Here is an 11,405-nt window from a genome sequence, read left to right on the forward strand (position 1 = left end):
TTCGAGGGGCACCCCGGTACGGATACCCCGACGGCCTCCCCCTCTGTCATCTCGACCTGAGAGCTTCACCGGACGCCTCGGGGCGCCGGCTTTCACCGTCGGTGAGGGCGGAAGCCGTCGACATCCGCCCTGCTTTCCAGAGTGACCTCGTCCGTGCGGTACGTGAGCCTGAGAGATTCCGGGGAGGATTTGCTCCTTCGGCGCCTCCGAGCTGGTCGGAGGACTCTCCCGCGCGGGGTCAGCAGCCGCTGCCAGCCTACCAGCGAGGTCAACGCCCGAGCCTTCGAGTGGCCGCCTCCTTGATTGTGCTCTTTTGTAGTGCTTACGGATGAGTTGCGACCACGTGGAGGGAGAGGGACCGTGCAGACCGACATCGATCCGCGCAACCTGATCGGCCGCAAGGCGTTCGACGTCAATGGCACCAAGATCGGCACCATCGACGAGGTGTACCTGGACGACGCGACCGGAGTACCCGAGTGGGCCGCCATACGCACCGGCCTGTTCTCCCGGGACGCCTTCGTCCCCCTCGAACCCAGCGAACTGATCGAGGGCGCCCTGCGGGTCCCCTTCGACCGCGCGCTCATCAAGGACGCCCCCGACTTCGGGGTCGGCCGCCACCTCTCTCCCGAACAGGAACTGCAGCTCTACCACCACTACGGCCTCGACGTGACCCCACCCCCCACCCTCCCGGACCACGACTTCGGCAAACTGGCGGGCACGGAGGAGACCTGAGAGCGGGGGCTGCGGGACGATGCGCCAACGCGCCTCCGCCGCGCATCCCGCACCGACGACAGCGATCCACGACCCGCAATGCCGAGCAGTCCTCCCCCCTCCCGCGTCAGGCGCCGGGAAACCGGCGTCCCGCCCACGCGCCGAGGCCCACGCTGCGGCCACCGTGGGGGGACTCGGTCCCCGAGGCACTCGGTGCATGCGGGAGCGGACCCTCTTCCGCGTCAGGCGGGGCGTCCGCGAACGACCCGGTTCCTGAGGCCGCCGCGTTCCCTTGTGCCAAGGGTCCCTCCGGGCCGATGTCCACCAGCGGCAACGCCTCGGCCGGCGACAACTCGTCCTCGTCGACGCGAAACGTCCGTACCCGCCCGGGCTCGGACCCCGGCGTCTCGAACCGCACCGTGACTCTCCCCAGCCCGCTCCCCTGCACCCAGCCATGCCCGTACACGGCATGCCGCACGTCCTGCCCCGGCCGCCAGTGCCGCTCCGCCGGCTCCGGCTCCTCCTCCACCGCCTCGGGCGCGGCCTCCTCCGCCGGCACCACCTCCCGCTCCCCCGCGGCCTGCGCGAACAGGTCCTCCTGGGTGTAGTCGGCGAGCCCCGAGACGCCCACGCCGAGCAGCCGCACCCCACCCGTGGTGTCCACCGACTCCAGCAGCCGCGCCGCCGCCTCCCGCACCACCGCGACGTCGTCCGTGGGCCCCCTCAGCGTCTCGGACCGGGTCAGCGTCGAGAAGTCGTACCGCCGCACCTTCAGCACGATGGTCCGCCCGGACAGTCCCGCCTCGCGCAGGCGCCGCACGCACCGGTCCGCCAGCCGCTGCACCTCCAGGCCGACCCGCAGCCGGTCGTGGATGTCCACGTCGTAGGTGTCCTCGACCGACACCGACTTGGCCTCCCGCTCCGCCACCACCGGCCGGTCGTCGCGCGCCAGCGCCATCGCGTACAGCGCCTGGCCGTGCGCCTTGCCGAGCAGCCGTACCAGCTCGTCCTCCCCCGCCTCGGCCAGTTCCTCGACCGTGGTGATCCCGGCCCGCCGCAGATGGTCCCCGGTGGCCGGTCCGACCCCGGGCAGGGTGCGCACCGGCATGGGCCCGAGCAGCGCCCGCTCCGTGCCGGGCTCGATCAGCACCAGTCCGTCGGGCTTGGCCTGCTCGGAGGCGATCTTCGCGAGCATCTTGGAGCCGGCCAGCCCCACCGACCCCGTGAGCCCGGTGACCGCCCGGATGTCCGCGCGCAGCCTCGTCCCGGTCAGCCGCGCCGACTCAGCGTCCCAGGCCGCTCCCCCGGCCTCCAGGTCCACGAACGCCTCGTCCAGGCTCAGCGGCTCCACCAGCGGCGACAGCTCCCGCAGCAGCGCCATCACCTGCTCGCTGATCGACCGGTACACGCTGAAGCGCGGCACCAGGTACGCCGCGTTCGGTGCCAGCCGGCGCGCCTGGGCCATGGGCATCGCCGAGTGGACCCCGAAGACCCGCGCCTCGTACGACGCGGTGGCGACCACACCGCGCGGCCCCAGTCCGCCCACGACGACGGCTTTCCCGCGCAGGCTCGGCTTGGATGCCTGCTCCACGGAGGCGTAGAAGGCATCCATGTCGAGATGCAGGATCGTGGGCGCGTTTCTCACATCTCCGATGCTGCACCACGCCACTGACAATGCCCCCGGCGCCGACGCCGGGGGCAGCACGTGCTCGGGTCAGACCGCCCGGTTGCGCCGGCGCGCCAGTTCGTCCGCGGGGTTGTGGCCGACGAGGGTCTCCCCGGTGTCGACGCGCTCGCCGTGCAGCTGGGAGAGAGCGCTTTCCACATCACGCCACACCACGCCGACCGCGATCCCGAAGATGCCCTGACCCCCCTGGAGCAGGGCGTGCACCTCGTCCGGCGAGGTGCACTCGTAGACGGTGGCGCCGTCGCTCATGAGGGTCATCCGCTCCAGGTCGCGGAAACCGCGTTCCCTGAGGTGCTGAACGGCCGTCCGGATGTTCTGCAGCGACACCCCGGTGTCCAGGAAGCGCTTGACGATCTTCAGGACGACGACGTCCCGGAAGCTGTACAGCCGCTGGGTCCCCGACCCGTACGCCGGCCGCACGCTGGGCTCGACCAGACCGGTACGGGCCCAGTAGTCGAGCTGCCGGTAGGTGATGCCGGCTGCCGCACAGGCCGTGGGCCCCCGGTATCCGATCTGCTCCACCGTCATGGACGCCGCCCCTCCGCCGTTCGGCACCGCCGTGGGTCGCTGCGGGGCGTGATCGACCGCGCTGCTGTGAAGCTGGTACGGACCGCTCACCCCGAAAGCGCGTCCGGGGGCACCCCCCGCCGTACCGTCGCCGCTGGTTCTCACGCCGACCTCCGTCCTTGACCTGCCCTCTCGACGGTAGGCAGTCACCAGGGGTGCGTCAACGATCGCCACACTCGGCACGCCGAGTGATAATCACCCTAGGAGTGGTTTCCCGTGCCCCACCGCGGGGAAAGGCTAGCCGAATGCTCCGGCGGGAAGCCGTAGGACGCTCTCACAGGCCGCCGGCAAGTGCACCTCGGTGTGCGGCCGCCAGAAGCCGCCGACCGGCCGGTGGACCGAAGCGACCCGGAGGGCCGACGGCTCACTGGCTGCTGGTGCCGAAGTCCTCGGGCGAGATCTGGTCGAGGAACTCGCGGAACTTCTCCACCTCGTCCTCCTGCTCGTCCGGAATCGCGATGCCGGCGTCGTCCAGCACCGTGTCGCTGCCGAAGATCGGCGTTCCGGTGCGCAGGGCGAGCGCTATGGCATCGGAGGGCCGGGCGCTCACCTCGACTCCGCTGGCGAAGACCAGCTCCGCGTAGAAGACGCCCTCACGCAGATCCGTGATGCGCACTTCGGTCAGCTCCTGGCCGACGGCCTCCAGCACGTCCTTGAACAGGTCGTGGGTCAGCGGCCGCGCGGGGGCCATACCCTGCTGGGCGAAAGCGATCGCGGTCGCCTCCCCCGGCCCGATCCAGATGGGGAGGTAGCGATCGCCCCCCACTTCGCGCAGGAGCACGATCGGTTGGTTGGAGGGCATCTCGACCCGGACACCTACGACATCGAGCTCGTTCACACAGCAACCCTAGGCCGTGCTCGGGATGTTTGGGTAGTCGGGCCGGGAACAGGTGGCCGATCCGGCCGCCCCGACGCCCGCCGCTCAGGGCAACCGCACACCGAGCGCCGTCTGCACCAGCGCCGCGTGCAGCTTCACCGTGAGCGCCGCCAGCTCCTTCGTACGCTCCTGCGCATGCGCCCTGGTCTGCGGGTTGCGGTGCCGCTTCAGCGGGGCGAGCACCTGGTCCACGAGCCCCGCCTCACGGTCGGCCGCCGCCTTCATCACCCGCAGGTGACGCGGCTCGATCCCGAACCGGCCCAGCTCGGCGACGAGGGCGGCCACAGTGACGGCCTCGGCGTCGTACGCCCCGTCCTCCAGCGGAGCGATGAGCCCGTACGCCTCCCACTCCTCCAGGTCGCGCTCGCCTATCTCGGCGGCCGCGAGCAGCTCCGCACGCCCCACCCGGGCGACCGTGGGCCGTTCGGGCGCTTCCGGAACGTCCTCCCCGGTGCGTTGGCGTCCCACCAGCGGCAGCGCCACGGCCTCGCCCCGCTCCATGGCGTCCAGGTGCTCACGGATCACCTTCAGCGGCAGATAGTGGTCCCGCTGCATTCTCAGGACGTGCCCGAGACGCTCGACGTCCCGGGCGGTGAACTTGCGATACCCCGAAGGGGTCCGCTGCGGCTCGACCAGCCCCTCCGACTCCAGGAAACGGATCTTGGAGATCGTGACTTCGGGGAACTCGTCGCGCAGCACGTTCAGCACCGTGCCGATGCTCATCAGCCCACTGTCCGCGGCGGCGGTACCGCTTCGGGCACCGCCGCTCGGTGTTTGAAGCATGGACCTTCCCTGGGGTCCCCCGGACGGGTCCGGGGGTCAGATGCCCTGCCGGCTCGCGTAGAAGACCAGCCGGTACTTGCCGATCTGCACCTCGTCGCCGTTCGACAGAGCGACCTGGTCGATCCGCTCGCGGTTGACGTACGTGCCGTTCAGACTCCCCACGTCGGCCACCATGAAGGAACCGTCCGGGGAGCGCCGGAACTCCACGTGACGGCGGGAGACCGTGACGTCGTCCAGGAAGATGTCGCTCTGCGGGTGACGGCCGGCCGTGGTCAGGTCGCTGTCCAGCAGGAAGCGGCTGCCCGAGTTCGGCCCCCGGCGCACCACCAGCAGCGCCGAGCCCATCGGCAGCGCGTCGACCGCGGCCTGCGCCTCCGGCGAGAGCATCGGCATCTGCGTCTGCCCGGTCGCCTCGGCGTCGTAGGCCTCGAGGCCGGAGATGGAGATCGTGGAGGTGGTCTCCGACGCGCGCTCCGGCGTCACGCCGGGTCGCAGCGGCGCACCGCAGTTGGAACAGAAGCGGGCGTTCTCCGCATTGCGGTTACCGCACCTCGTACACACCAGGACCGACATGGACGGATCCTCCTGCCGCGGCTGCCCCGCGGGGGCGTTGGACGCGTACGGGCCGGGGGCAAACCCTCCACCCGTACCTGAGGTTGACGGTTGCCCGAAACCTATGCCGCCGGACTGGGCAGGGTCAACAGACGCCGCGCCCTGACCTCCCGAAATGTCACCGCCCGGACCAGCGACCTGGTCGCGGAACAGCGGGCGCTGGCCCTCTGCGTCAGGCTGTGCGCGATGGCGAGCGGTCGCGTTGTCGCTGTCCTCTCGCGCGCTCTTGCCGAACAACTTCGCAAACAACTTCACGGGCGATTCCCCTTGACCGAAACAGACCCGCCCGTGGGGCAGGACGAACCCTGATTGCCTTGACCGGCCGACCCGGACACCCTGACAACGTCCGTATCCACCAGACAGTTTCCACCACGCACCACCCGTTCGGTGCGCCGACCCCCCGCAAGCTCATGCCCCTGCCGGACGCCCCCCATGCACCGCCGGTTCACTGGGAGGACGACCGAGCGTAGTCAGGCTGCTTCACCTGTCGCAAGGCGTCCACGACGATCTTGGTCGACTGTTCGACGGTCGCCGTGGCCTGCTCCTTCTCCAGGGTCTGCACCACTCCTCCAGGGATGTTCAGCGCCGGCTCGAGGTCCTGCGGCTTGCCGATGACCTTGAAACGATAGGGGGCGTTGATCTTGTTCCCGTCGACGCTCACACTCTTGCCCGCGTCGGTGAGGTAGGTGCTCGCGATCACCCGTACCCCGTTCACCTGGATCGCCTCCGCGCCGGCAGCGCGCAACTCCTGGATCGCGTCGAGCAGCATGTCCGCCTTGACCGTCCCCTTCGTGTCCTCGATCGTCATGGTGATGCCGGGACCCTGCGCCGCCACGGTGCCCGCCAGGATGCCGAGTTGCTTCTCCTTCTCGGCGGTCTGCCGGCGCGCCTCCGCGGCCTGGTCGGAACTGCTCTGCAGTTCCTGGCGCTGCTTTTCGAGTCCCTGCTTCTCGTCCTCAAGACGCTGAGTACGGTCATCCAGTTCATCGAGGATGCGAACAAGATCTTCCTGACGGGCGCCGCGCAGCGCGCTGTCGCTGTCGCTGTTGGACGCCACCTGCACGGCCAGCCCGAAGCCGAGGCCGAACAACAGCACCGCCACGATGAGTTGGGCGCGGCTCAGCCGCGGCGGCCACAGCCCCTCGACCAGCCGCCGGCGCCCGGTGAGCTGCGGCTCGTCACCCTGGCCGGACGTCTCCGCGGGCGCCGGCCCGGCGGCCTGCCCGGACGTGTGCTCGGCCGGCTGCTCGCTCGTCCGCTCGGTCGCGCGCTCGGACTCGGTCGCGCGCTCGGGCTCGGGGGCCGGGGCGGGCACCTCGGCGGGCAGTTCCCTGCGCAGCCTGTTCTCCGGCTGCTGCTCCTCGTTGTTCATCGCTCTCACGCCCGGAAGACATGCCGTCGGATCGCCGCGGCGTTGGAGAAGATCCGGATGCCCAGGACCACGACGACACCCGTGGACAGCTGCGCCCCCACGCCCAACTTGTCACCCAGGAACACGATCAGTGCGGCCACCACCACGTTCGACAGGAACGACACCACGAAGACCTTGTCGTCGAAGATGCCGTCGAGCATGGCCCGCAGACCACCGAACACGGCGTCCAGCGCCGCGACGACGGCGATCGGCAGATACGGCTCGACGACCGCCGGAACCTCGGGCCGGACCAACAGGCCGGCCACGACTCCCACGACGAGGCCCAGTACGGCGATCACGATGTGCCCTTCTCAGTCTTCTCGGCGTTCGGCTTGGCTGTGCGAACGATCACACTCGGAGCGGCGGGCAACCGGACGTCGCCCTCCGTGGAGATGGTGGCGCGGATACCGAAGTTCTGCTCCAGGGCGTGCAGATACAGGCCGTCGGCACTGTTCTGGAACCTGGTGCTCAGCCGTTCCCCGTCCCCCACGGCCAGCACCGTGTACGGCGGCACCAGCGGTTTGTTGTCGACCAGTATCGCGTCACCCGCGGCCCTGATCGCGGACAGGGCCGTCAGCCGCTGCCCGTTGATGGAGACGGCCTCGGCTCCGGAGGCCCACAGCCCGTTGACCACGCGCTGCATGTCCCGGTCCCGCACCCGTCCCGTGTCGGAGAAGTCGGCGGTCTCCCGCGGATTGGTGCCGTCGCCGCCGCCACTGGCCTCCTTGGCGTCGTTCACCACCAGCTTCACCCCGGGGCCGTGCACCGCCGTGGCCCCCGACAGCACGCCCACCAGATCCGCGGCACTGCTGCCACCGGACTGCTGCAGGGCCGCCCGCTGGCGCGCGCTCACGTCGTCGCGCAAGGTGTCGACGTCGTTCTCGAGTTTGTCCGCCGCGGACGTCTCACCGTCGATGCGGTCGATCAGTTCCTGGCGCTCCTTGGCCACCACGGGCGCCGCCACCCGCGCCTGCGCCGCTCCGACCGTGACGACCAGCGCCGCGAGGACCAGCCCGGCCGCCAGGCCCAGCTTCGCCCTGAGCGTCTTGGGCAGCCCGCCTTCGCCCTGGGACTTCTTCCGGGCGGCGGCCTCGGCGTATCCGTCGTCGAGGCTGTGGTCCATGACATTGGTGATCAACGACATGGACGCGTCCGGGCGCTGCGGCCGCGGGGGGCTGCTCCGAACGGGGGGTTGCTGCGGCATGCCGCACATCGTCGCATGTCGCGAGCAGTACCTCCGAATGGCCCTACCGGCGTGCCGGACAGGCCCCCTTGGGGACACATGTCCGGCACGCGCGCGTGCGGTGCGTTTTGCCGTACGGAGAGCTACCGGCCCTTACCTCCCGGCGCTGTCCACCACGGAAGACCACTCGTCCAGCAGGGCCTGCGCCGAGGCGTCGTCGGGACCCTCGGCCCACAGGTGGGTGACGGCCTCGGCCGGGTCGGGCAGCACCATCACCCAACGGCCGTCGGTCTCCACGACCCGCACACCGTCCGTCGTGTCGACGAAGCGATCCCCGGCCGCCTCGACGACCCGCCGCATCACCAGGCCCTTGACGGCCCACGGGGTCGCCAGGTCCCGCTTGAGGACGTGCGCCCGCGGAATCCGCGCGTCGATCTGGCTCAGCGTGAGCTGCGTGCGCGCCACCAGCCCGATCAGCCGTACGAAGGCCGCCGTGCCGTCGTACACGCTGCTGAACTCGGGGACGATGAACCCGCCCTTGCCGTCGCCGCCGAAGATCGTGCCCTCTTCGCCTCCCACGCGCGTGAGGTCGTCGGGAGAGGTGGTGGTCCACTCGACCTGCGTGCCGTGATAGGCGGCCACCTGCTCGGCGATCCGGGTCGTGGTCACCGGCAACGCCACCCGGCCGCTGCGCCGCTCGGCCGCCACCAGGTCCAGCATGACGAGCAGGGCCCGGTCGTCCTCGATGATCCGCCCCTTCTCGTCCACGAGCGACAGCCGCTCGCCGACGGGGTCGAAGCGGACACCGAACGCGGCCCCGGAGGAGGCCACGATCTCACCGAGGCGCACCAGACCCTTGCGCCGCATCTCGGCCGTCTCCGTGGGCCGTGCCTCGTCCAGACCGGGATTGATGGTCAGCGAGTCCACGCCGAGCTTGCCGAGCAGGCTCGGCAGCACGAGCCCGGCGCTGCCGTTGGAGGCGTCCACGACGACCTTCAGCCCCGAGTCCGCGATGCCCGTCGTATCGACGTTCCGCAGCAGCGAACCGGTGTAGGAGTCGAACACGCTGGCCGGGAAGTACAGGTCGCCGATCTCACCGGGGAACGCACGGCGGTACTCCTGGCGCGCGAACACCCGGTCCAGCTTGCGCTGGCTGCCCTGGGAGAGGTCCGCCCCGTTGCCGTCGAAGAACATGATGTCGACGGAGTCCGGCACACCCGGCGAGGTCCGGATCATGATGCCGCCGGCGCTGCCGCGAGCGGTCTGCTGACGGGCCACGGGCAGCGGCACGTTCTCCAGGTCCCGTACGTCGATGGCGCTGGCCTGCAGCGCGGAGATGACCGCGCGCTTGAGGGCTCGGGCGCCTCGGGAGTGGTCACGGGCGGTGGTGACCGTGGCGCCCTTCTTCAGCGTGGTGGCGTACGCGCCGGCCAGCCGTACGGCCAGCTCGGGTGTGATCTCCACGTTCAGGATGCCGGAGACACCACGGGCGCCGAAGAGGTTCGCCTGTCCTCTGGACTCCCAGATCACCGAGGTGTTGACGAAGGCGCCGGCCTCGATGGTCTTGAACGGGTAGACCCGCACATTGCCCTGGACGATGGATTCTTCACCGATCAGGCACTCGTCACCGATGACCGCGCCGTCCTCGATCCGCGCGGCCCGCATGATGTCGGTGTTCTTGCCGACGACGCAGCCGCGCAGATTGCTGTGCTGCCCGACATACACGTTGTCGTGCACCACGGCCTTGTGCAGGAACGCCCCGCTCTTCACCACGACGTTCGAGCCGACCACCGTGTGCTCGCGGATCTCGGCGCCGGCTTCGACCTTCGCGTAGTCGCCGATGTAGAGCGGCCCGCGGAGGACGGCGTCGGGGTGCACTTCGGCACCCTCGGCGACCCAGACTCCCGGGGAGATCTCGAAACCGTCGATGTCGACATTGACCTTGCCCTCGAGCACGTCGGCCTGGGCCTTGACGTAGCTCTCGTGGGTGCCGACATCCTCCCAGTAGCCCTCGGCGACATAGCCGTAGATCGGCTTGCCCTCCTTCATCAGCTGCGGGAAGACGTCGCCGGACCAGTCGACGGACACATCGGCCTCGACGTAGTCGAAGACCTCGGGCTCCATCACATAGATGCCCGTGTTGACCGTGTCGGAGAAGACCTGTCCCCACGTCGGCTTCTCGAGGAAGCGCTCGACCTTGCCCTCCTCGTCGACGATCGTGATGCCGAACTCCAGCGGATTGGGCACACGCGTCAGGCAGACGGTGACCAGCGCGCCCTTCTCCTTGTGGAAATTGATCAGATCGGTGAGGTCGAAGTCGGTCAGGGCATCGCCGGAGATGACGAGGAAAGCATCGTCCTTCAACGCCTCTTCGGCGTTCTTGACGCTTCCGGCGGTACCGAGTGGCTTCTCCTCATTGGCATACGTGAGCTCCATTCCGAGCTCTTCGCCGTCCCCGAAGTAGTTCTTGACGAGTGATGCAAGAAACTGCACGGTGACTACGGTCTCGTTGAGCCCGTGCCTTTTGAGCAGCCGAAGCACATGCTCCATGATCGGGCGGTTCGCCACGGGAAGGAGCGGCTTGGGCATGCTCGAGGTCATAGGGCGAAGGCGCGTGCCTTCGCCGCCGGCCATCACGACGGCCTTCATGTCGGAAGCGTCCTCCTAAAGAGACGACGGTCTAGCCGACTTCACCCGTCCCGATTGTCCCCCACTTCTGGGCCGCGGGCCATCGAAGGACTATGTCCGGACAATGGACGAGTTCAATCGGCCATGGCGTCCGCTCGGACGAGGCGGCGGACTTGTACCACGTAGAGCACTCCTGCCCACCAATAGAGGGTTGTACCCCAACCTGCGAACGCCCATCCGAAAATAGCAGCGAGTGACGCGATCCACCCGTTTCCGTCACTGAGCAGCAGCAGCGGGAACGCGTACATCAGGTTGAACGTGGCCGCCTTGCCCAGGAAGTTCACCTGCGGCGGCGGATAGCCGTGCCGCCGGAGGATGCCCACCATCACCAGGAGCATCAGTTCTCGCGCCAGCAGCAGCGCGGTGAGCCAGAGGGGCAGAATCTCCCGCCAAGTGAGGCCGAGCAGGGTGGAGAGCACATAGAGCCGGTCCGCGGCCGGGTCCAGGAGCCGGCCGAGGCTGCTGATCTGGTTCCATCGCCGTGCGAGCTTGCCGTCCAGGTAGTCACTGACCCCGCTGAACGCCAGCACCAGGAGAGCCCAGCCGTCGCTCTTGGGTCCCCCGAACTCCGGCCTGAGGATCAACCACAGGAAGAGGGGTACGCCGACGAGCCGCGCCATGCTGAGGATGTTGGGGATGGTGAGGACCCGGTCCGTCTGGACACGGGTCTCCTGGACCTCCACCCGGGGGCCTCCTGAGGGAAACGAACCAACGATGCCCCCTGACCCTACCTCAACGCAAAAAAGCTCCGGCCCCTGGGCGGTTGCCCAAGAGCCGGAGCTTCAAAAGGAGTTCGGCGGTGTCCTACTCTCCCACAGGGTCCCCCCTGCAGTACCATCGGCGCTGTGAGGCTTAGCTTCCGGGTTCGGAATGTAACCGGGCGTTT

General features: G+C 69.2%; 11 protein-coding genes, 1 rRNA gene and 1 riboswitch. Of the genes, 1 reads left to right on the forward strand and 11 read right to left on the reverse strand.

All coding sequences use genetic code 11. The features are described from left to right. Window positions 1–146 precede the first annotated feature (146 nt). Window positions 147–241: riboswitch (glycine riboswitch) on the reverse strand. Between the two features lie 119 nt (window positions 242–360). Further along, window positions 361–732 carry a PRC-barrel domain-containing protein gene (locus tag ACZ404_RS32920; RefSeq protein WP_468446343.1) on the forward strand — a complete coding sequence of 124 codons (372 nt, stop codon included), beginning with the start codon at window positions 361–363 and terminating at the stop codon, window positions 730–732. Between the two features lie 106 nt (window positions 733–838). Here ACZ404_RS32920 and ACZ404_RS32925 read toward each other — a convergent pair whose 3' ends face one another. The 11 genes from ACZ404_RS32925 to rrf all read right to left on the reverse strand — a co-directional run. Then, window positions 839–2,356: a DNA polymerase IV gene (locus tag ACZ404_RS32925; protein ID WP_468446345.1), complete on the reverse strand. Its 1,518-nt coding sequence runs from the start codon at window positions 2,354–2,356 to the stop codon at window positions 839–841. 69 nt (window positions 2,357–2,425) lie between these two features. After that, entirely contained in the window at window positions 2,426–3,070 is a 645-nt protein-coding gene (locus ACZ404_RS32930; protein WP_468446347.1) for a MerR family transcriptional regulator, read from the reverse strand. Window positions 3,071–3,329: 259 nt separating this feature from the next. Beyond that, window positions 3,330–3,803, reverse strand: a complete 474-nt coding sequence (locus ACZ404_RS32935; protein WP_037684412.1) for a bifunctional nuclease family protein — start codon at window positions 3,801–3,803, stop codon at window positions 3,330–3,332. An 84-nt stretch (window positions 3,804–3,887) separates the two neighbouring features. Further along, window positions 3,888–4,625: a transcriptional regulator FtsR gene (gene ftsR / locus ACZ404_RS32940; RefSeq protein ID WP_468446349.1), complete on the reverse strand. Its 738-nt coding sequence runs from the start codon at window positions 4,623–4,625 to the stop codon at window positions 3,888–3,890. 36 nt (window positions 4,626–4,661) lie between these two features. After that, window positions 4,662–5,492, reverse strand: coding sequence for an FHA domain-containing protein (locus ACZ404_RS32945; protein WP_468446351.1), 831 nt, complete (start codon window positions 5,490–5,492; stop codon window positions 4,662–4,664). A 190-nt stretch (window positions 5,493–5,682) separates the two neighbouring features. Further along, window positions 5,683–6,609: a DUF881 domain-containing protein gene (locus ACZ404_RS32950; RefSeq protein ID WP_468446373.1), complete on the reverse strand. Its 927-nt coding sequence runs from the start codon at window positions 6,607–6,609 to the stop codon at window positions 5,683–5,685. 5 nt (window positions 6,610–6,614) lie between these two features. After that, window positions 6,615–6,947, reverse strand: coding sequence for a small basic family protein (locus ACZ404_RS32955; RefSeq protein WP_003988855.1), 333 nt, complete (start codon window positions 6,945–6,947; stop codon window positions 6,615–6,617). Beyond that, window positions 6,944–7,861 carry a DUF881 domain-containing protein gene (locus ACZ404_RS32960; protein WP_468446353.1) on the reverse strand — a complete coding sequence of 306 codons (918 nt, stop codon included), beginning with the start codon at window positions 7,859–7,861 and terminating at the stop codon, window positions 6,944–6,946. The genes ACZ404_RS32955 and ACZ404_RS32960 overlap by 4 nt, the downstream gene beginning before the upstream one ends. Window positions 7,862–7,984: 123 nt before the next feature. Further along, window positions 7,985–10,480, reverse strand: a complete 2,496-nt coding sequence (locus ACZ404_RS32965) for a sugar phosphate nucleotidyltransferase (RefSeq protein ID WP_468446355.1) — start codon at window positions 10,478–10,480, stop codon at window positions 7,985–7,987. A 113-nt stretch (window positions 10,481–10,593) separates the two neighbouring features. Next, window positions 10,594–11,202: a CDP-alcohol phosphatidyltransferase family protein gene (locus ACZ404_RS32970; RefSeq protein ID WP_468446357.1), complete on the reverse strand. Its 609-nt coding sequence runs from the start codon at window positions 11,200–11,202 to the stop codon at window positions 10,594–10,596. Between the two features lie 108 nt (window positions 11,203–11,310). Further along, window positions 11,311–11,405 (reverse strand): 5S ribosomal RNA (gene rrf / locus ACZ404_RS32975); the annotation flags it as partial.

This window comes from Streptomyces sp. NPDC030798 (assembly GCF_055572275.1).